The organism is Scardovia wiggsiae, from assembly GCF_051045985.1.
Lineage (GTDB): Bacteria > Actinomycetota > Actinomycetes > Actinomycetales > Bifidobacteriaceae > Scardovia > Scardovia wiggsiae.
The window spans coordinates 663,956-684,069 of record NZ_CP157350.1 but is presented as its reverse complement, the minus strand read 5'-3'; the positions used below and the strand labels follow the sequence as shown (position 1 = coordinate 684,069).

At 54.0% G+C, this 20,114-nt stretch carries 19 protein-coding genes and 1 tRNA gene; 2 read left to right on the top strand and 18 right to left on the bottom strand.

Going from position 1 to position 20,114, the window contains the following annotated elements:
* Position 1: 1 nt before the first annotated feature.
* The 9 genes from ABKA16_RS02875 to ABKA16_RS02835 form a co-directional block, all read right to left on the bottom strand.
* On the bottom strand, positions 2-1,063 hold the full coding sequence (locus tag ABKA16_RS02875) for a Gfo/Idh/MocA family protein (RefSeq protein WP_380998968.1): 1,062 nt from the start codon (positions 1,061-1,063) through the stop codon (positions 2-4).
* A gap of 38 nt (positions 1,064-1,101) precedes the next feature.
* Positions 1,102-2,106, bottom strand: coding sequence for a GTPase Era (gene era / locus ABKA16_RS02870; RefSeq protein WP_421671960.1), 1,005 nt, complete (start codon positions 2,104-2,106; stop codon positions 1,102-1,104).
* Positions 2,099-3,463 (bottom strand): hemolysin family protein, encoded by a 1,365-nt coding sequence (locus ABKA16_RS02865; protein ID WP_380998974.1) that lies wholly within the window; start codon positions 3,461-3,463, stop codon positions 2,099-2,101. The genes era and ABKA16_RS02865 overlap by 8 nt, the downstream gene beginning before the upstream one ends.
* Entirely contained in the window at positions 3,464-4,042 is a 579-nt protein-coding gene (gene ybeY / locus ABKA16_RS02860) for an rRNA maturation RNase YbeY (protein ID WP_007147319.1), read from the bottom strand.
* Positions 4,032-5,162, bottom strand: coding sequence for a PhoH family protein (locus tag ABKA16_RS02855; RefSeq protein WP_380998978.1), 1,131 nt, complete (start codon positions 5,160-5,162; stop codon positions 4,032-4,034). Before ABKA16_RS02855 ends, ybeY begins: the two co-directional genes overlap by 11 nt.
* 12 nt (positions 5,163-5,174) lie before the next feature.
* Complete coding sequence (locus ABKA16_RS02850) at positions 5,175-5,513, bottom strand: histidine triad nucleotide-binding protein (RefSeq protein ID WP_380998981.1); 339 nt, start codon at positions 5,511-5,513, stop codon at positions 5,175-5,177.
* 39 nt (positions 5,514-5,552) lie between these two features.
* Positions 5,553-6,434 (bottom strand): 16S rRNA (uracil(1498)-N(3))-methyltransferase, encoded by an 882-nt coding sequence (locus ABKA16_RS02845; protein WP_380998983.1) that lies wholly within the window; start codon positions 6,432-6,434, stop codon positions 5,553-5,555.
* A 107-nt stretch (positions 6,435-6,541) separates the two neighbouring features.
* A tRNA-Leu gene (locus tag ABKA16_RS02840) sits at positions 6,542-6,629 on the bottom strand.
* Between the two features lie 123 nt (positions 6,630-6,752).
* A complete protein-coding gene (locus ABKA16_RS02835) occupies positions 6,753-8,117 on the bottom strand; it encodes a uracil-xanthine permease family protein (protein ID WP_380998985.1) in 1,365 nt (454 codons plus the stop codon).
* A 224-nt stretch (positions 8,118-8,341) separates the two neighbouring features.
* Between ABKA16_RS02835 and glgC the strand changes: the two genes are divergently transcribed.
* Positions 8,342-9,589, top strand: coding sequence for a glucose-1-phosphate adenylyltransferase (glgC, locus tag ABKA16_RS02830; protein ID WP_380998987.1), 1,248 nt, complete (start codon positions 8,342-8,344; stop codon positions 9,587-9,589).
* Between the two features lie 33 nt (positions 9,590-9,622).
* On the opposite strand, the gene ABKA16_RS02825 is transcribed toward glgC, so the two are convergent.
* From ABKA16_RS02825 to ABKA16_RS02795, 7 genes are all read right to left on the bottom strand, one after another.
* Complete coding sequence (locus ABKA16_RS02825) at positions 9,623-10,072, bottom strand: metal-sulfur cluster assembly factor (protein ID WP_380998988.1); 450 nt, start codon at positions 10,070-10,072, stop codon at positions 9,623-9,625.
* Positions 10,073-10,092: 20 nt separating this feature from the next.
* Complete coding sequence (gene sufU, locus ABKA16_RS02820) at positions 10,093-10,767, bottom strand: Fe-S cluster assembly sulfur transfer protein SufU (RefSeq protein ID WP_380998990.1); 675 nt, start codon at positions 10,765-10,767, stop codon at positions 10,093-10,095.
* A 93-nt stretch (positions 10,768-10,860) separates the two neighbouring features.
* Positions 10,861-12,138 (bottom strand): SufS family cysteine desulfurase, encoded by a 1,278-nt coding sequence (locus tag ABKA16_RS02815; protein ID WP_380998991.1) that lies wholly within the window; start codon positions 12,136-12,138, stop codon positions 10,861-10,863.
* A gap of 6 nt (positions 12,139-12,144) precedes the next feature.
* A complete protein-coding gene (gene sufC / locus ABKA16_RS02810; RefSeq protein WP_380998994.1) occupies positions 12,145-12,924 on the bottom strand; it encodes a Fe-S cluster assembly ATPase SufC in 780 nt (259 codons plus the stop codon).
* A gap of 3 nt (positions 12,925-12,927) precedes the next feature.
* Entirely contained in the window at positions 12,928-14,181 is a 1,254-nt protein-coding gene (gene sufD, locus ABKA16_RS02805; RefSeq protein ID WP_380998997.1) for a Fe-S cluster assembly protein SufD, read from the bottom strand.
* Between the two features lies 1 nt (position 14,182).
* On the bottom strand, positions 14,183-15,637 hold the full coding sequence (gene sufB, locus ABKA16_RS02800) for a Fe-S cluster assembly protein SufB (RefSeq protein WP_381000127.1): 1,455 nt from the start codon (positions 15,635-15,637) through the stop codon (positions 14,183-14,185).
* Positions 15,638-15,865: 228 nt separating this feature from the next.
* Positions 15,866-17,551: a CTP synthase gene (locus tag ABKA16_RS02795; protein ID WP_380999000.1), complete on the bottom strand. Its 1,686-nt coding sequence runs from the start codon at positions 17,549-17,551 to the stop codon at positions 15,866-15,868.
* 172 nt (positions 17,552-17,723) lie between these two features.
* On the opposite strand from ABKA16_RS02795, the gene ABKA16_RS02790 reads away from it, so the two are divergent.
* Positions 17,724-18,281: a hypothetical protein gene (locus tag ABKA16_RS02790; RefSeq protein ID WP_380999003.1), complete on the top strand. Its 558-nt coding sequence runs from the start codon at positions 17,724-17,726 to the stop codon at positions 18,279-18,281.
* Positions 18,282-18,321: 40 nt separating this feature from the next.
* Here ABKA16_RS02790 and mltG read toward each other — a convergent pair whose 3' ends face one another.
* Positions 18,322-19,566 (bottom strand): endolytic transglycosylase MltG, encoded by a 1,245-nt coding sequence (gene mltG, locus ABKA16_RS02785; RefSeq protein WP_380999006.1) that lies wholly within the window; start codon positions 19,564-19,566, stop codon positions 18,322-18,324.
* Positions 19,567-19,672: 106 nt separating this feature from the next.
* Positions 19,673-20,107, bottom strand: a complete 435-nt coding sequence (gene ruvX / locus ABKA16_RS02780) for a Holliday junction resolvase RuvX (RefSeq protein WP_380999008.1) — start codon at positions 20,105-20,107, stop codon at positions 19,673-19,675.
* Positions 20,108-20,114 lie beyond the last annotated feature (7 nt).

Here is a 20,114-nt window from a genome sequence, read left to right as displayed (position 1 = left end):
GTTAAACCCCCTTCTGCTGCCCCTGCTTTTCAAAGGGATACCATACACCCCAGTTGTGGCGCAGGGCATCCATCAGGCGCATGATGAACAGTGTCTCCTCATGGGGCATCTCCGGGCATTCCACAGCGTTGCGGCGTATAGCATCAATACTCGCCATTACTTCGTATTCAAACCCGGTGATCTGTTCAGGTGCCGAAAGGGTCCTGACAGCTTCGCCTGCCTTGTTGTATACAGTGATGGTTCCGGGGTTATTGATATTGTCAACAGTAATATGTCCGTTCTCCCCCTGGATAACGCCGTTGCGGTCAGAGGTGCAGTCTATTGCCGACGTAACTGTCGCCTTGACCCCGTTATCAAGCCAGATAGCTGACACGTTGGACTCATCGACTTTCTTTTCGGTAAGCTTCGCAGCAGTCATGATATCATGCGGATCAGCGTCAGGGAAAAGCATGCGGACAAAATTAAGTGTATAAACGCCCACATCGAGCAGGGCCCCTCCGGCCAGTGCAGGCTCCACTATACGCTCCTTGTATGTTATGGGGTACGACAGGTCTGCATGGACCGCATGCACCGGCCCTATCCCCTCTTCCCCGCTGCCGGCCATGGCGTCAAGGATCATCCGGCGGCTTGGCATATACCGCGTCCATATCGCCTCGGCACACAGCAGCCCGGTCCTGTGCGATACTTCTATCACTTTCTTGGCCTGCTCTTCTGTTGCGGTAAATGATTTCTCAACGAGTACGTTCTTGCCGTGCTCCATACATGCAATGGCCTGTTCTGCATGGAATGCATGAGGTGTAGCAATATAGACGAGATCCACAGCCTCATCGTTGAGCAGCTCATCGTATGACCCGTACGCATGCGCGAATCCGTATTTTTCTGCGAACCTCTGCGCCCGCTGCCGGTCATCCCGTGTTGCCGCGGCATAAAGGATTACAGCCTTGCTGTACCGGACATCGTTTCTCATTTCTGCCAGGGTTGCAGCCATCCGTTCAGCGATACGGCCAAGGCCGAGTATCGCCACATTAACAGTGGCATCTTCACTGCCGTTATGGATACTCATATGAACTCCTTATTCCTGTATATCCCTGTGATGCTGATTTATATAAACCCCAGCCGCTGGATCTTCTTAGGGTCGGACTGCCAGCTTTTGGCAACCTTAACATGCAGGTCCAGCGCCGCTTTCTGCCCTACCAGACGGTTGACCGGGGTCCTCAGCTTCTTTTTTACTTTTACCAGGTTCTGTGCCTTCCGCCCAATAATGATAGGCTTCTGGGAATCGCGTTCTACATAGATCGAAACATGGACTATGGCCTTGCCGCCTTCCTGCGCAGTATCCCCTTCAGCTTCCCCAGTTTCAGGATACTCCACCGAATCCACCACTACAGCCAGGGAATGGGGGAGCTCATCGTCAAGCTCTTCAAGGAAGGTCCCGCGGATAAGCTCTGCTATCGTTTCCTCAGGAGGCTCTTCAGATACCTGGCCTTCAGGATACATCTGGGGGCCCTCCGGCACGGCCTCACGGAAAACGCCAAACACTTCATCAACATTATCTGACTGTAATGCGGATACGGGGACGATCTGCGAGAAATGCCCGAACTGGTCAATTTCCATGATCTTATCGATCAGGCTATCCCTTGTGCAGCGATCGATTTTAGTGATCACCCCTAAAACAGGCTTGGACCATTGCCATTGTCCCTCACTGTCCTTATGGGAAAACTGCTGGCGCAGGCGGCTGAGGATCCTTCTGTCCCCCGGGCCGATCTCCTGGTCGGCAGGCAGAAGGAAAGCGACAGCATCGCTGTCCGCCAGGGATTCGTCAACGATATCATTAAGCCGCTGCCCCAGGACCGTCCTCGGCCTGTGTATACCGGGGGTATCGACCAGGATGATCTGGCAGGATCCTGTGGTGACGATAGCACGGATAGCTTTACGTGTGGTTTCAGGCTTTGATGATGTGATAGCGATCTGCCTGCCTGCAAGGGCATTGATAAGGGTCGATTTGCCGACATTCGGGCGTCCGACAACAGCAATGAACCCTGACCGGAAACCTTCAGCGCCGGCATTATCCTGATTTTCAGGCATGTTTTCCCTACCTTCACTCATTGCCGTCATCCTCGCTGCTGCCGCTGTGCTGACGGCCTATGCTTTCCCGTTCAACGACTATCGTGGAGACTTTCTTGCGGCGGCCGGCCTGGTCCACAGCTGTCAGCTGCAGCCCGTGGATCGCTGCTGTTGAACCTACGATCGGCACACTCCCCAGGGCTTTGGTGAGCAAGCCGTATACCGTATCCACATCATCCTCATCTATATCCATTTCGAAAAGCTCTTCAATATCGGCAAGTGATGTGCGCGCAGGGACCTTCCAGCCGCCGTTTTCCAGCTGTTCAGGATCCTGGTGCTGTACACGGTCATGTTCATCTTCCATTTCGCCGACGATCTGTTCCAGCGCATCTTCAATGGTCACCATACCTGCGATGCCGCCGTATTCATCAACAACTACCGCTACATGCTGCCGTTCAGCCTGCATATCGTGGAACAGGTCATCAACCGGCTTGGATTCCGGCACAAGCATTGGGCTGCGGGTTATAGTATCGACAGTACGGCTGCCGGCTGAAGGGTTGAAGGCAACCGCACGGACAGCATCTTTCAGGTATGCCATCCCGGCGAGGTCGTCAACAGACTCCCCGATAACGGGCACCCGAGAGAAGCCTGACCGCGAGCACATTTTCAGCAGGTTGCCCAGCGTTGTTCCCGTCCCGACACAGAACATATCGGTCCTGGGGACCATGATCTCACGTGTGAGGGTATCCGACAGCGTCAATACATTACGCAGCATCTCAGAAATCTCTTTGTCAAAAATATTATTTTCGACAAGCCGTTCGATTGCTGCACGCCCTTGCTCAAGATGGGCTTTTTCAACCTCTTCATCATCAGACAGGTTCTGCTCTTCGAGCCTGGAAGACCTGTTCTTCTCCGAGTGGAGGGTGAACGGCGTCAGAGCCAGGACAAACGCCACCAGACGGGAATACCGCATCATAACGTGGACGGAATCGATACTTGATGTCCGCGGACGGACAAAATTAGATATGACTGCCACGGCCAGCGCTGCAATGGCTCCTGAAAGCAGCTGGAGCCATACTGCAGCACCGGCAAGCTGGGCAATAACCGCTATAAAAACGCCTTCGCATATATTGGCAACGATCCGCATAAAAGAGCATGATGCAGCTGTAGCATAACGATGCGTGACAAACTTCTGCACCGCATGGATACGCTTAAGCTTCCTCCTGCTGACAAAATCGGACTCATCATTCGTCTGTACCTCAACAACCATATTGTTGAGCGTTGACCGTGATACCCGGCCGATAGCAGTTTCGCAGACCGCCATGATGATAGCAAACCACACAGTAAGGATTGCTGCAGCAGTAAGGGCTGCGATAGCAATCAGTGTTGGGATATCCATTTATTCCGCTGCACTTTCCCCGGCAGCTGCATCTGCAGCCGTATCTGTATCGATATCGGTATATGTGATAAAGCCTTCGCTGTCCGTACCGCTGCCGTTACCGGGAGGGGCCACATCATTGAGTGTCCCTGAACGCACAGAAAGGAAAGTAAGCAGGAGCTGGCGCTGTATGCCGAACATGCGCTGTTCGTCTGCGGGGGTCGAATGGTCGTACCCCAGGAGATGGAGGATCCCGTGGACCGTCAGGAGCATCATTTCTTCGATCGTGGAATGCCCCGCAGCAGCAGCCTGATCCGCTGCCACCCGGGGGCAGAGGATGATATCGCCGAGCAGTCCTTCCGGATAATTTCGCCCGCTCCCCGGACGCAGCTCATCCATCGGGAAACTCATGACATCAGTAGGCCCTTCAAGGTTCATCCAGCGCATATGCAGCTGGGCCATAGGCTCAGGCTCAATAAAGGAGACCGAAAGGTCACTGTGTGTGCTGACATGCATCTGGTCCATCGTCCATACTGCCAGATCGGAAAATACCATAGGATTGATATCCCATTGGGTCTCATTAGTAATATCAACGCTCACTGCCGTTCCTCCCCCTGTGCTCTGCTTCCTGCCTGCCGCCGTATTCTTGGTAGGCATCTACTATCCTGGCGACCAGGCTGTGCCTGACCACATCACGGCTGTCAAGGTGTATGAAAGCAATATCATCAACACTTCCAAGGATATCCTCAATATCCTTGAGCCCTGAGTTGCGTACTGCGAAATCGACCTGTGTGGAATCCCCGGTAATAATCATACGGGTATTGAACCCTAAACGGGTCAGGAACATCTTCATCTGATGCTGGGTTGTATTCTGCGCCTCGTCAAGGATCACATAAGCATCATTCAAAGTCCGTCCGCGCATATATGCAAGCGGGGCCACTTCAATGGTGCCGTTGGACAGATAGCGCTGCAAGCGTTCATTGCCCAGCATGTCAGCAAGGGCATCATACAGAGGGCGCAGATAGGGGTCCACTTTCTCATCAAGCGTCCCCGGAAGGAACCCCAGGGATTCCCCAGCCTCTACAGCGGGCCGGGTAAGGACGATCCGCCGCACTGTCCCGTCATCAAAAGCCCGCACTGCTTTGGCCACAGCAAGATATGTCTTCCCCGTCCCCGCCGGGCCTATGGCAAATGTCACAGTATGCGTCCCTATCGCACTGACATATGCTGCCTGTCCCGGTGTTTTCGCACGTACCGGGGTACCGTGCGCCATAGTGATAACACTAGGCATACGCCCGCCTAATATAGGCACAATCCCCAAAACACCGTTATCGCTGCTTCCTGCGCCGGCGGCACCTTTGCGGTGCAGATCCGGGCTGTCTGAGCTGGTGCCGCCCCGCGGATTACGCGAAATGATCTTCCTCTCTTTGCGGTCCGCTTTTCTGGATATCCTGTGATCCAGCAGCCTGCCCGCCTCATCCGCATCAATCGGCGCTGTATAAGCGGCATCAATAAGCCCATGGATAAAACTTTCCGCTTCCTCTGCCTGCGGTTCAGTCCGCGAATACTGGGACACGATCGCGACCCTATTCCCGCGGACGGCTATAGACAGTTCGGGATATGCTTTTTCGACTGTACGGATAACACTGTCTTCCGGGCCGAATACTGACACCGGTTCAAGCTCATCCGGTATGATAACAGTTCTTGTTGTTGACGCCATATAGCTGCAGGACTACTCCTCTAATTTTTCCCCGGTAAGCACGTGTGCATGGACATGGAATACGCTTTGCCCTGCGTCTTCGCCGGTGTTGAACTCCAGACGGAAATGGCCATGGTATTCCTCATCCGCTATATGCTGGGCAACACTAATGATATCAGCCAGTTCTGCGGGGTCTGACTCAGCCAGCTCATGCACATCAGCGTAATGCTTTTTCGGTACTACGAGTACGTGGACTTTCGCCTGGGGATGGATATCTTTAAAAGCATACGTTGTACTGTTCTCAAACACTTTAGTGCTCGGCACTGTGCCGGCAACAATCCTGCAGAACAGGCAGTCTTCTTCAGTATGCATTTTAAGCTCCTTTTTGGCTTATATTTTACCGGATATCCTCTATATTAGCCCCTGCCGCCCTGCACTGAACCTCCCAAAAGCCTCGGAAAGCAGGGCCAGGGCAACAGGGCCGGCACTCGAAGCGCGCAGGATATTCCTGCCCAGCAGTGTTATATATGCCCCGGCAGATCTCAGCTGTTCAATCTCACTGCTGCTGATCCCGCCCTCAGGGCCTGCAGCAATATAAATATATCTGGGGGCTGATGCGCTGCCCCCTGCATCATGGGCAGCACCATCGTCCATGGTCCGGGCATACTGTCCTAAAAGCATCCGCGATATATCCCCCCATGTATCAGCTGCATCCTGATGGAGCACGATAACCGCATTGCCGGACTGAACCTGCCCGGCAGCCCACGGGACCAGCTGTTTCGTAACCATAAGCTGCCCCAGCTCAGGCACCCGGGAGCGCCGTGATTGTTCCGCTGCCATAACAAGGCGGTCATGCCACTTCTCCCGCCCTTTAGCAGCCCTGGGGCCTTTCCACTGGACTATGCTGCGGTCAGCCTGCCACGGGATGACAGCATCCGCCCCAATCTCCACAGCCATTTCAACAGCCTGTTCATCCCGTCCGGATTTCGCCAGCGCCTGGATAAGGCCCAGCCTGATCTGGGGGGCAGATTCATATGACTGGCCCTCTATGCGGACCATCCCTTCCGAGCTGTCTGTGATAACTGCCCTGACCTTGAGCCCCATACCATCGCTGAGCCATAACGTATCATTATTGCCCAGCCTCATGGCCTTGACGGCGTGCTGGTATACACCGGCAGGCAGGACCGCTTCAGTGCCTGCAAGACTTGAGCTGCCATCGCCATCGGTGGACGGCGTTTCAGGCAGACTGATGCTTTCCCGCAGCTGAGGGACTATGAACAGGGGGAACGTCATACTGATACTTTAGCAAGGCTTGCGATCATTTATGACAGCCGCGTCTGCTGCAATCAGGATTACAGATCTAGCAGATACAGAAAAGCCCCGCTCACGGGGCTTTATTGTGTCCGGAACGGGAGTTGAACCCGTACGCCCGTACAAGATGGGCACTAGCACCTCAAGCTAGCGCGTCTACCATTCCGCCACCCGGACAGATGCTTCACGCAACAGTAGAATAGCCTACCACGCCCACTGGCCGAAGTACAGCCTTACGTGTTGCGTGTGTCTAAGCACGCCGGCACTCAGTTTATGCGCCTTATGCGCCGCTGCCGGAAATCACCTTTCCCCGGGCGAAATATTTTCATCCCGCCCCGTCCCCGACAGAGGCGCCGTATCGGCCTTCTCCGTAATATAATCGGAGCTGTCCTTGATGACGCCGGTAGCTGTGCCCAGCAGCTTCAGAAGGTGGTAGACAGCGAGGGCAGCAACAGAACCGATCGCAATACCGTTGAAGCTGACGCCATGGACGGCAAAAGTGAAATCTGCGATGCCGATGATCATTGTTACGGCGCCTACTGTCATATTCACAGGCTTGGCAAAATCAACTTTATTCTCTACCCATATCCGCACGCCAAGCATGCCGATCATGCCGTACAGCAGCGTAGTCACCCCGCCCAGGACACCCTCGGGTATGGTGTTGATAACGGCGCCGAACTTGGGGCACAGGCTGAGGATAAGTGCAAACAGTGCCGCAAACCAGTAGGCGGCAGTCGAATAGACTTTCGTTGCAGCCATAACACCGATATTTTCAGCATACGTCGTGGTGCCTGACCCTCCGCCTATACCTGCAAACACTGTCCCCAGGCCGTCAGCAAAAAGCGAACGGCCGATACGTCCGTCATAATCCCGGCCGGTCATCAGCGAGACAGATTTGACATGGCCGATATTCTCGGCAATAAGGACGAACACCACGGGAAGGAACATCGCCAGTATGCTGAAATCAGCCTTCGGGGTATGGAAAGCAGGCAATCCGAACCACGCAGCCTTGCCGATAGGGGAAAAATTGACCTCGCCCCGGAAACAGGCAACAATGTACCCGATCACCACACCGAGGAGGATGTTCAGACGCCCGATAAGCCCTTTGAAAAAGACAGATATAAGCATTACTGATACAAGGGTGACAATAGCTGTTACCGGCGCCTTTTTGAAATTATTCCATGCACTTGGGGCAAGGTTGAAGCCGATGATCGCCACTATCGCCCCGTTGACTACAGGAGGCATAACAGTATCGATCCACTTTGCGCCCGCAAAATGGACAATAATACCTACAGCCGCAAGCGTGGCACCCGTGCACAGGATACCGAAGCTCGCCAGCTGGAACCCTTCCATCCCCTGGTGTGCAGCGGTAACAGCACTGATTGGGGCTATAAAAGCAAAAGAGCTGCCCAGATAGCTGGGCAGCACATTATTATTGATCAGCAGGAACAGCGCTGTCGACAGGGCTGTGAAGAACAGCGTTACCGACGGGTCGAATTTTGTCAGTATAGGGACCAGGAACGTCGCCCCAAACATTGCAATAACATGCTGGGCACCGATACCTGCGGTACGCCCCCATGTCAGCCGTTCATCCGGTTCGATCACTTCACCTGGGGCAATATGTTTGCCGTCGCCGTGAAGCTTCCATGTGAGATTCAAAGCCATACCTCTCCTTTTGCATGCCACACACGGCAGCATAGCCATGCTGGCCTGATTATGGATACCTAATTTTTGCACTGGGCGAAAATCCCTTTAACTGTACAGGAACCCCTTCCCAAAATTCCATACCTGATATTTGCTGAATCCGACACGCCGAAACTATTTTTGTGCAACAATAGGAAGTACCACAATACCATTCCAGTTGCAAAGAAGCTAAGTCAGGAGAGATTATGTCAAAAAAGAATCCGAAAGTACTTTCGATCATTCTGGCAGGGGGAGAAGGCACGAGGCTGATGCCGCTGACGCGCGACCGTGCGAAACCGGCTGTGCCTTTTGGCGGGATGTACCGTCTGATCGATTTCCCGCTAAGCAACCTGGTCAACTCTGATTACCGTCAGATCATTGTGCTCACACAGTATAAATCCCATTCGCTGGACCGCCATATTTCGCGTGTGTGGCATTTCTCTTCCCTGCTGGACAACTACGTGTCAACTGTCCCGGCACAGCAGCGCCTGGGCAAACGGTGGTACCTCGGAAGTGCCGACGCGATCGCCCAGACTATAAATATCATCGAAGACGTACGGCCTGATATCGTCCTTATCCTCGGGGCAGACCATGTATACCGCATGGATTACCGGCAGATGGTCCAGTCGCATATCGATACAGGCGCTGAATTTACTGTGGCTGCGATCCGGCAGCCTGTTTCCCAGTCGGACCAGTTCGGGGTCATCAATACCGACCCGCAGGACCGCAAGCTTATTACCAATTTCGAGGAAAAGCCGGCAACAGCACAGGGGCTCCCCGATGCACCGGATCTGATGCTTGCTTCTATGGGGAATTATGTTGCCAACACCGATTCGCTTTTTGAGGCACTGCGTATCGATGCTGAAGACCCGGATTCCAAACACGATATGGGGACCAATATAGCCCCGTACTTTGCTGCCCGCAAGCAGGCCGGGGTCTATGATTTCCATGATAACGATGTCCCCGGCGCCAACGAGCAGGACAGGGACTACTGGCGTGACGTCGGCACCCTTAAACAGTTCTATGATGCCCATATGGACCTGATTGCCCATGTCCCTGAATTCGACCTGTACAATGCCGAATGGCCGATTTACAGCAATGTAGGTTCCCTCCCGCCCGCAAAGTTCGTCCACGCAGATTCCGACCGCCTGGGCCATGCCACCGAATCCATGGTATGCCCCGGGGCAATCATCTCGGGCGGCGAAGTGAACCACTCCGTCATTGCGACGAACGTCCGCGTCCATTCATGGTCCCAGGTCGTTGATTCAGTCATTATGGACAACTGCGCGATCCACCGGAATGCCCGCGTCTATAAGGCTATCCTCGATAAGGATGTTATCGTGGAGGAAAATGCTGCTGTCGGCCTCGACCATGACAGGGACAGCGCACGGGGGCTGACCATTACTCCCGAAGGTATCACTGTTGTCCCGAAGGGCACTGTGATTGAAGCGTAACTATGCTGTCGGCCTATGGCTGGCCATCATAAGTCAGGCATAGGCCCGCGGCAGGCTGTTAAGGTTGAAGCCCAGTGCGGCGAGCTGTTCTGCACCCTCAGGCGTTATCATATCTATGCTCCATGGCGGCGTCCATGTCCAGTCTACGCGGAATTCATCAACGATCCCGGCCAGCGCACTGGCGCACTCATCTTCAATAAGGTCTGTCAGAGGGCAGGCAGGCGTTGTCAGCGTCATAGTAATAATGCACCGTCCAAGATGGTCTATCTCAATACCATAGACCAGCCCCAGATCAATAACATCAATCCCCAGTTCAGGGTCCATGACCTGGTGGAGGGCTTCCCTGATATCTTCAGCAGTAGCACGGCCTATATCATCCAGCGAAGTGATGGTGATACCCCCCTGTCCGGCCTGCTCAGGCACATCCTGCACAGCCCCTTCCCTATCGGTTTTATGGGTATTATGCTCAGTTTCCCCTGCCATGTCCGGCTCCTTATCTTTACCTATTCCTGTCCCCTATCACCGGATTCCGACATGGACCGTGCAGCCTGCTTCGGGCTGACGGCAGACCCCTTTCCACCGGGTACTGTGCTGATCCGGGCCAGAGCGGAAGCAGCAGAATCCTTCAGGCCTTCCCATCCCAGGAGTGCGCATTTTATGCGCATCGGGTATTGGGAAGCGCCCTGGAATACCACGGCATCCTCGAGAAGGTCGTTTTTCCTTTCATCATCAAGGCCCTTGCCCCGTGAATCCATCAGCTCATGGAACACGGCATCCAGCTCCATAGCCTCTTCAAGTGTTTTGCCCTGGACCAGGTCATACATGATCGACAGGCTTGCCTGCGATATAGAGCATCCCTGCCCATCCCATGAAAGGCTTTCTATACGGACAGGCTTACCGTCGGACCCGTCTGAAAGCTCAATACGCACAGTGACTTCATCGCCGCAGGTAGGATTGAACTGATGGGATTGCGCCGGCACACAGTACTCATGGCTTGCCGTCAGCACAGCTGAAGCCGCTGCCCTTCCGGGAACGCCCCTGTTATCCTCATTTTCTGACTGTGCAGATGTAATATCCTGGGCAAAATGCGCCTTGCCGTGCGGGTCCTTTGACGCCTCCAGAATGACTTCCTGATACATCTGCTCCAGATCGCTGCCGGATAATCCAAAATCGTCCACAATAGACAGTTTACGCATACCGCTGTCGTACACAAGCAGAGCGGGGCACATTTCACCGCAGGATAGAAAAACTGCAGCCCCTATCCCCTGATACTATGCAGCGAAAAAGCTGCGGACCCGGCTGACGGCACTGATAAGGGCGTCAATATCGTCATCGGTAGTATATACCCCCGCTGAGGCGCGGTTGGAAGCATATACCCCAAAATGGCGATGGACCGGCTGTGCGCAATGATGACCGACCCTGATAGCTATGCCCTGCGCATCAAGGAACTGCCCGACATCATGAGGGTGAACGCCCTCGACTTCAAAAGCAACAGTTGCAATACGGTCCCGGTCCTCTGCCGGCCCAAGGATGCGGACGCCGGGCACAGAGCCGAGTTCCAGGAGATGCCTGGTGAGTGCCGCCTCGTGCTGCCTGACAGTATCCATGCCGATATCCATCATCCATTGTGCAGCCTCTCCTGCAGCAACAGCCTGTGCAACCGGCTGGGTACCGGCTTCGAACCGTGCCGGGGGGTCCATATACTGCGCCGGCCTGTTCATCCACGCCAGCTCCACCATAGAACCGCCAAAACTTGCAGGCGGCAAAGCCTCCAGAAGCTCACGCCGTCCGTACAGGAACCCCACCCCCGTAGGGCCATACATCTTATGCGCACTGAATACTGCAAAATCGACATCCATGGCATGGAAATCGACACCGATATGCGGGACTGACTGGCATGCATCCAGCACAGTGACCGCCCCAGCTTCGTGCGCACACGCCACAATAGGCGCAACGTCGGTGATTGCTCCCGTTACATTGGAAATATGTGTAAATACCACAGCTTTCGTGCGCTCAGTGATCACCGAACCAAGCATCCCGCTGTCTGTACGGATGCGCCCGTCTTCAGTAAGATCAAGCCATCTAAGTACTGCCCCTGTACGTGCTGCAAGCTCCTGGAAAGGCAAAAGGGCCGAATGGTGTTCAGCGCGCGTGACCGCTATTTCATCTCCAGGCCTGAGGGCAAAACGCCGGGCGGCTTCGCCTCCCTGCCCGAGGCTTGCATTCCCGAATGCGGTAGCCAGCAGGTTCAGGCCCGCTGTTGCACCAGGCGTCACCACTATTTCTTCAGCCCCCGGCTGAGACTGCGCCCCAACGAAATGCGCTGCGCGGGACCGTGCATCCTCATAAGCCTGGGTACTGCGTGCTGCAAGCTCATGTGCCCCGCGATGGACCCCCGCATTGACGGTCTCATAAAAATCACGCTCAGCATCAATAACACACTGCGGCTTCTGCGCTGTAGCAGCCGAATCCAGGTAAACCAGAGGATGCCCGTGCACCTTCTGTTTAAGTATAGGGAACTGCGAACGGATATATCCTGTATCTGCCATATCCGCCTACGCCAATGCTGATTCAGAATCGGCACCTTCAGGGAGGAACCTGTCATACCCTGATTCTTCAAGCTCATCGGCAAGCTCAGGCCCTGCTGTTTCCACTACCCTGCCCTGTGCAAATACATGCACGATATCAGGCCTGATATACTTGAGAATCCTCGTATAATGCGTAATAAGCATGATGCCGAGCCCCGTATTTTCCTTTGCCCGGTTCACGCCTTCAGAAACGATACGGAGGGCATCAACATCAAGCCCCGAATCCGTTTCGTCCATAATAGCAAATTTCGGCTTCAGGAGTTCAAGCTGGAGGACTTCTGCCCGCTTTTTTTCACCGCCGGAAAAACCTTCATTGACAGAACGCTGGGCGAATTTAGGATCCATCCTCAGGTTTTTCATGGAAGCAGCCAGATCCTTTGTCCACTGTCTGATAGCCGGTGCCGTGCCGTCAACAGCGGTTTTGGCAGTCCTCAGAAAATTGGTCATAGAGACCCCCGGCACCTCCACCGGATACTGCATGGCCAGGAACAGCCCGGCCGTTGCACGCTCATCCGGCGTCATTTTCAGCAGGTCCCTGCCGTCAAGCAACGCCTGCCCGCTGTCCACAATATATTTTGGATGCCCGGCGAGGGTATAGGCCAAAGTTGATTTCCCGGAACCGTTAGGCCCCATGATTGCATGCGTCTCATCAGAATTAAGGGTAAGACTGACCCCTTTAAGGATCTGTTTGCGCCCTTCCTTTGTCTCTACCGAAGCATAAAGGTCTTTGATATCAAGTACCGGCATAATTTACTCCTTGTTGAGGTCTTGGCTGGTGTCCTGTGGATATGAATAATTTTCAGTGTTTTCCAGACGCCTGTTGACAGCATCCATAAGATGGCTGGAAATAGCAGGGATACCGATCTCATCGATCAGCTCGCCGAAGAACCCCCGTACCACAAGCTTGCGGGCTTCGGTTTCAGGGACTCCCCGGGACTGCAGATAGAACAGCTCTTCATCATCAAACCGGCCGACAGAACTGGCATGGCCTGCCCCTATGATATTGCCGTTCTCAATCTCCAGGTTTGGTTCGGAATCTGCAACAGCACCGGGGACAAGGACCAGATTGCGGTTCAGCTCATATGAGTCTGTGCCCGGGGCAGATGGCTGTATCAGGGCATTGCCTACCCATGTGGAATGCGCATCTTTTCCTTCCAAGGCCCCTTTATAGATGACCCGTGATTTGCATTCCGGCTCATTATGCACCACCATAGTACGGTGTTCAATATGCTGACCCGGATCGACGAAATAGATCCCCAGCATATTGAGTTCACTGCCGGGCCCGGCAAAATCCTGATCCATGCGCAGCCGCACAACATCCCCGCCAAGGGTAACAACACAATGCCGCAGCACCGCGCCTTCGCCTACCCTGATGCGGTGGCTGCCAACGTGCTTGCTTGCGTCAGACCATTCCTGGACAGATACCACGCAGATATGGGACCCCTTCCCTGTTATGATCTCAAGCCCTTCAGCCAGTTTCGCATCCCCCTGATGCTCAATGATTATATCGCCGTGCGAATAGTCGGCGGTTTTGATAACAATATGAAGCGCGTCAGGAGCCAGGGATTTCCCTGTGATCCGCAGAACGGCCGGAATATCCCACTGACCTGAAAGCTCAAGCACATACGTATTATTATGCGCGCTCACCCACTGAACCGCAGAAGCCCTGTCGCTCGGCTGTGAAACGATACCGGCGTCCTCATCCTCCGTGGTAGTTTTACGCAGTACGGCATTCTGCGCAGGAGCCGGACCTCCGCCGGCCGCACCCAGGGAAACTTCCGTTGCACAGGACGGCTCAAAGGCTGTGAAAAACTCTTTTATCCGTTCCACAGGCGTGAAACGCCAGTCGTCCTGGCGGCGTGAAGGCATGGCAAAAGCATCCGGGTCAAACGACCGCACGGCCTTATCCGCGCTGGACGGCATAGCAGCCGGAACGGCATACGGATCATTGGGGTCTGCCACAGGGACCTTTATTTCATTATTATCATGCTCATGCGATGCCATATTAACCAACAGATCCTTCCATTTGCAGTTCGACCAGGCGGTTCAGTTCAAGGGCATACTCCATAGGCAGCTCGCGCGAGATCGGTTCCACAAAACCCCGCACGATCATCCCCATCGCTTCTTTCTCCTCAAGCCCCCGGCTCATCAGGTAGAAGAGCTGGTCTTCGGAAACCTTGGAAACCGTAGCCTCATGTGCCATAGATACATCATCTTCGCGCACATCCACATGCGGATATGTGTCAGAACGCGAGAAATCATCAACAAGCAGGGCGTCGCACACAACGTTGGAACTTGAGCCATATGCCCCGTCAGCGATTTTCACCAGCCCGCGGTATGCTGAACGCCCCCCTCCCCGGGAGATCGATTTCGCAACGATCGTTGAGCTTGTATGAGGGGCGCAATGGATCATTTTCGCCCCGGTATCCTGGTACTGGCCGCGCCCGGCAAAGCCGAGCGACAGGGTCTCAGCCTTGGCATACGGCTCTGCAAGGATGCATGCAGGGTATTTCATCGTTGCCTTGGAACCAATATTGCCATCGACCCATTCCATAGTGCCGCCTTCGCGCACATATGCCCGCTGGGTCACCAGATTGTACACGTTATTGGACCAGTTCTGCACTGTTGTATACCGCACACGGGCGTTTTTCTCAACAATGATCTCCACATTGGCGGCATGCAGGGAATCCTGCGAGTAGATGGGGGCAGTGCACCCTTCAACGTAATGGACATAGGAGCCTTCGTCAGCGATGATCAGGGTACGTTCAAACTGTCCCATAGCCGGTGTGTTGATACGGAAGTATGCCTGCAGCGGGATATCGACGTGCACCCCTTTAGGGACGTAGACAAAAGAGCCGCCGGACCATGCGGCAGTATTCAACGCAGCAAATTTATTATCATCCGGAGGGATAACTGTGGCAAAATATTTTTTGACCAGCTGCGGATAATCCCTTACAGCAGCATCGGTATCAACAAAAATAACACCCTGCTTTTTGAGGTCTTCACGGATAGAATTATAAATGACTTCCGATTCATACTGCGCCGCCACACCGGAGACCAGGCGCTTTTTCTCAGCCTCGGGTATGCCCAGCCGGTCATAAGTATTACGGATATCATCGGGCAACTCATCCCACGAGCTTACAGGCTTGTCGATCGGCTTAACGTAATATTTGAAATCCTCCGCACGGAAACCGCTCAGGTCAATACCCCATTCAGGCATAGGTTTACCGATGAAGGCCTGATATCCCCGCAGGCGGTAGTCAAGCATCCACCCAGGTTCGCCTTTATCGGCAGAGATATCACGGACTACCTGCTCATCGATCCCTTTTTTAGCCGCTTCCCCCGCGGCATCAGAATCATGCCAGCCGTAATTATATTCACCGAACTGGGCGATGATCTCATCATCCTGCCTGAGCTTATCCTCATTAACATTTGCGCGGTCAGCAACATACTGGTTCATCTCCACATCCGATGAATCCTGCTGTACCTTATCTGCTGAAGCCACAGACACCTCCCGTAGCGCATAACTTTTTTTATTGTAGACCTTCAAAAGGCCAAAGGGAAGGGGGCGTATAGTTATCTCTGTTACATGCATGCAGTGCGCATACACATACGGTATGCAATGTGTCTGCCGTACACTGCATGCGCACAGCCCGGCTGGCCCGCATACGGGCAGGGATTTGCTCCCCTATAAGGAGCCCTGCCCCTGATGATGGGTCCGCTTAAATTCGATGGCCGCTTTGACAAGGCCGTTGAACAGGGGATGCGGTTTCGTCGGGCGCGACTTGAACTCCGGGTGGGCCTGCGTCCCGATATAGAACGGATGGATATCCTGAGGCAGCTCAACGAATTCGGTAAGCTCACCGTCAGGGCTTGTGCCGCTTATCTGCAGGCCTGCATCTTCAAGCTGCTGTTTATACGCTACATTGACTTCATAACGATGACGGTGGCGTTCCGATACGTTTTCGCTTCCATACAGCCGGGCAGCAAGGGAACCGGGCTTCAGTACTGCCGGATAAGCCCCCAGCCGCATAGTATGCCCCATATCCCCGGAGCCCTCAACGAATTTACGCTGCTCTTCCATCGTGGCAATAACAGGGTTTTCACACTGGGGGTCAAACTCTGAAGAATTGGCATGCTCAATACCGGCAACATTGCGTGCATATTCAATAACAATGGACTGCAGGCCAAGACACAGCCCAAGTACCGGCACTTTATTCTCACGCGCCCAGCGGAGGGCGCCGATCTTGCCTTCAATACCGCGTATGCCGAAGCCTCCGGGGATAACGATCCCGTCCACGTCACTCAGGCTGCGCTGCGCGCCTTCCATCGTCTCGCATTCATCGGCAGCTATCCAGCGCACATTTGCCTTTGCCCAGTTGCCGAAACCGCCGGCTTTTATAGCTTCAGTGACTGACAGGTATGCATCAGGCAGGTCAATATATTTGCCGACGATAGCAATAGTCACTTCTTCACGCGGATTGCTGACACGCTCGGCAAGGTCTGCCCAGTCGCCCCATTCAACATCATGCGCCTTGCTGAGCCTGAGGCAACGCACTACATAAGAGTCAAGCCCCTCTTTATACAGCATACAGGGGATATCATAAATGCTCGGCACATCTACGCAGTTGACCACAGCGTCGCTGTCCACATCGCACATCAGGGATATCTTGTCTTTGATGCCTTCCGACAGCGGACGGTCGGAACGCAGGACAAGTGCATCGGGACGGATGCCCACCTGGCGGAGCATCATCACAGAATGCTGTGTAGGTTTAGTCTTCAGCTCATGGGCGGACGCGATATACGGCACCAGCGATACATGCACGAACATGCAGTTGTCAGACCCGAGTTCACGGCGTACCTCGCGCGCTGCTTCAAGGAACGGCTGCGATTCGATATCGCCCACAGTACCGCCGATCTCAGTAATGATCACATCGACACCGTCATCAGCCTGGGCGCGCATACGGCTTTTTATTTCGTTGGTGATATGCGGGATCACCTGCACGCACTGTCCGAGGTATTCGCCCGCCCGCTCCTTACGCAGCACATTCTGGTATATCTGGCCCGTAGTGACATTAGCCCGCTGGCTGAGGAAAACGTCAAGGAACCGCTCATAGTGGCCAATATCCAGATCAGTTTCAGCCCCGTCCTCAGTTACATATACTTCACCATGCTGGAACGGGTTCATTGTACCAGGGTCAACATTGATATAAGGGTCCAGCTTCTGCTGCAAAACATGCAGGCCGCGGCTGCGCAGAAGGCGCCCCAAAGAAGATGCCGTAAGGCCTTTGCCAAGGGAAGAAACAACACCGCCGGTAACGAAAATATGCTTTGTCACGTGTTGTGGATTATTATCACCATGTTCATCAACCATGGGATTTAATCATATCATTCACATGTGACGTGGAGCAGTTTTCCGCCACTCCGGCGGGCATCCCTTCTATCAGCGCTGCTAAAGCTTCGCCATGGGATTCAGCTGTTTGCCATCGCAACATGCTCTTACCGTCACCTTTATTTATTTTCGATTCTAAGGTATATATTACGTAGTGGCTTATCTATCTGCATGTCTGACTGCGCCCGGCATTATCGCCGGCATCTGCCTATCGGTATCCGATATCAGATCGCGTACCGTGCCGCGGGCTGCGGTCATCACAGGGTATATCATCCAGCTGTCGGTTTTTGCTGCTTATGCTGCGGCAGTTACGGCACATCTTTGTGATGCCGCCTGTTTTCATGACGGGCATAACCCGTGGGAAAGGCTTGTTTCAGCAGTGATTTCCTCATTCGTATGCGCAGGCATCCAGTTCGCACTGTCTATGGTACGGCCGGGGGCACTCGGGTTTGGGGATACTACAGCTACATGGCTTATCACGCTGGCTGTAGGCTGGCTGGGATGGACCGCAGCAGTATGGTGGTGGACAGTCCTTGGGATACTTGGCCTCGCAGGGTTAGGGGTAATGAAGCTTATCGCACGGGCAAAGAAGGCGCAGCCTTGCAGCAGCATAGTTACAAAAGCAAAAACAGGCAGCCTCCCCTTTGTACCATTTATAACCCTGGCTGCCGTCATCGTTACAGCAGCATACGCGGCGGGGATCCCCCTTTAACTGCAGCTTCGGGCTGAGGGCAGGGCATAAAAGAAAGAAACTACTTGCTGCTGCCCTTATTTTTCAGCCACTCGTGATATTCCCTCGAATATTGGTTGAACGTCTCACTGTTATCGGTGAATTTAGTTTCGCCTGTATCAGTGTTGACAGTCACAAAATACAGCCAGTTTCCCTGGACCGGATTGATCGCTGCTGCAATGGAAGCATCGTTGGCGCTGCCGATCGGCGTGGGGGGAAGACCCTTCTGTATACGCGAATTATAAAGGTCGTTAGGATCCGCCAGCTGGGCGCTTGTCAGCTGGCTGGCATCATCAAGCCCCAGCCCGTATACATTGATAGCATCCATGCCTAAAGGCATATCTTTGGCAAGCCTGTTTTCGATCACCCGGGCAACTTTGCCGTAATATTCTGACCTGTTGACCTCCGCACCGATGATCGACGCCTTGGTAAGTATCGTTTCCCGGTCTTTTCCGGAAGGGACTTTAAGGTCATCAAGATGCCTGATACGCGCTTGTACTATCTGTTTCAGGACATCGCCGGCACTGGCCGCATCTTTGATATCATACGTCCCCGGCTGCAGCCAGCCTTCAAAACTGCCTTTTGCCTCCGCGGGAAGTATTCCCGCACCTTTATTATCAATAACTTTCCGGAAATCTGCCTCCGTAAGGTTATCCGCTGCTGCGGCAGCATTCCTGATTACTTTCTTTACCGTATCCCCTGCAACGATGTTAAGGATACTTTTTGCATTATTGGGATTGCTCAGGACAGTAACGACATCCGACGCCTTCATCCCTTTCTTGAGCTCAAAAGTCCCCGGCTGCAAAGACTGGGCTGCACCTGCTCCTGATGCAGCATTGCTGAAAGCACAGGAAGTCCTGACTATCCCTGCCTGCTCCAGCCGCTGCGATATGGAGCTCGCGCTTTCGCCCTTGGCTATGGTAAAGTTTACGCTTCCTGCGCCCGGCCCGGGATAATCTGAGCAGTCTGCCATTTTTTGCGCCGATTCAGTGTTTCGCTTTGCTGCAGATATCCCCCTGACAGTATAAAAACCCGCCGTAAGAAGGATGGCCGCAAGCAGTACAGCCAGTATTGCATGGGAAGCCCTGCGCCTCCCTTTATTCCGTCTGTCCCGTTCCCGGGCATGCCTTAACGCTTTACGCCCGGCTGGAGGCGAGGACGGCGCAGAATGCCTGCTGCCGGTATGCTCGGCATGCGCACTACCTTCATTCAGACGGTTCTCGAAGAAATCCATGAAATCGTCATGGTCCCTTTCGTTATCTGACATGAAGCCTCCAATCATCACTGCACGTGTTTCTTTTAAAATATCCTGAGTATGACCTTTGCATAATACCACATCATATTAGGCATAAGCTTTCAGCCGCTCAGTTCCTCTACGGCGACACTGAAGACCTGTATGTATCCAACGCGCTCTGCAGGATGATAACAGCAGCCTGCTGGTCTACAGCCTGCCGGTGGCGGCGCATGCCCATCCCTGCTTCGTGCAGCTGGGCATGGGCGCTTACCGTAGTCATCCGTTCGTCTTTAAGCTCAACACCGGCATTATACCCGTCCGCGGCCAGCCTTCTGGAGACCGCCTCGCTGAACCGGCGTGCTTTCTTTGCTGACCGGCCTTCATTGCCGTCAAGCTGCAGGGGGTACCCGACCACTACGTGCTGCACATTGTTATCTTCGATCAGCGCAATAACATCATCCAGAGCATAGAAGTAATCGCCCGAAACGGCTATATTCCTGTCAGGATGCGCAAAAGAAAGCTCAGGGTCGGACAGGGCAACACCTATACGGGAATTGCCCGGATCCAGTCCCATCCATATA

Bases quoted from the DNA above. Each gene is read 5' to 3' on its own strand.
- ABKA16_RS02845 (WP_380998983.1), bottom strand. From the start codon at position 6,434: ATGACGTTCCCCCTGTTCATAGTCCCTCAGCTGCGGGAAAGCATCAGT.
- sufC (WP_380998994.1), bottom strand. From the start codon at position 12,924: ATGCCGGTACTTGATATCAAAGACCTTTATGCTTCGGTAGAGACAAAG.
- ABKA16_RS02865 (WP_380998974.1), bottom strand. From the start codon at position 3,463: ATGGATATCCCAACACTGATTGCTATCGCAGCCCTTACTGCTGCAGCA.
- ABKA16_RS02855 (WP_380998978.1), bottom strand. From the start codon at position 5,162: ATGGCGTCAACAACAAGAACTGTTATCATACCGGATGAGCTTGAACCG.
- ABKA16_RS02875 (WP_380998968.1), bottom strand. From the start codon at position 1,063: ATGAGTATCCATAACGGCAGTGAAGATGCCACTGTTAATGTGGCGATA.
- ABKA16_RS02850 (WP_380998981.1), bottom strand. From the start codon at position 5,513: ATGCATACTGAAGAAGACTGCCTGTTCTGCAGGATTGTTGCCGGCACA.
- glgC (WP_380998987.1), top strand. From the start codon at position 8,342: ATGTCAAAAAAGAATCCGAAAGTACTTTCGATCATTCTGGCAGGGGGA.
- sufB (WP_381000127.1), bottom strand. From the start codon at position 15,637: ATGAACCAGTATGTTGCTGACCGCGCAAATGTTAATGAGGATAAGCTC.
- ABKA16_RS02815 (WP_380998991.1), bottom strand. From the start codon at position 12,138: ATGGCAGATACAGGATATATCCGTTCGCAGTTCCCTATACTTAAACAG.
- mltG (WP_380999006.1), bottom strand. From the start codon at position 19,566: ATGTCAGATAACGAAAGGGACCATGACGATTTCATGGATTTCTTCGAG.
- ABKA16_RS02825 (WP_380998988.1), bottom strand. From the start codon at position 10,072: ATGGCAGGGGAAACTGAGCATAATACCCATAAAACCGATAGGGAAGGG.
- ruvX (WP_380999008.1), bottom strand. From the start codon at position 20,107: ATGGGACTGGATCCGGGCAATTCCCGTATAGGTGTTGCCCTGTCCGAC.
- sufD (WP_380998997.1), bottom strand. From the start codon at position 14,181: ATGGCATCGCATGAGCATGATAATAATGAAATAAAGGTCCCTGTGGCA.
- era (WP_421671960.1), bottom strand. From the start codon at position 2,106: ATGAGTGAAGGTAGGGAAAACATGCCTGAAAATCAGGATAATGCCGGC.
- ABKA16_RS02835 (WP_380998985.1), bottom strand. From the start codon at position 8,117: ATGGCTTTGAATCTCACATGGAAGCTTCACGGCGACGGCAAACATATT.
- ABKA16_RS02795 (WP_380999000.1), bottom strand. From the start codon at position 17,551: ATGGTTGATGAACATGGTGATAATAATCCACAACACGTGACAAAGCAT.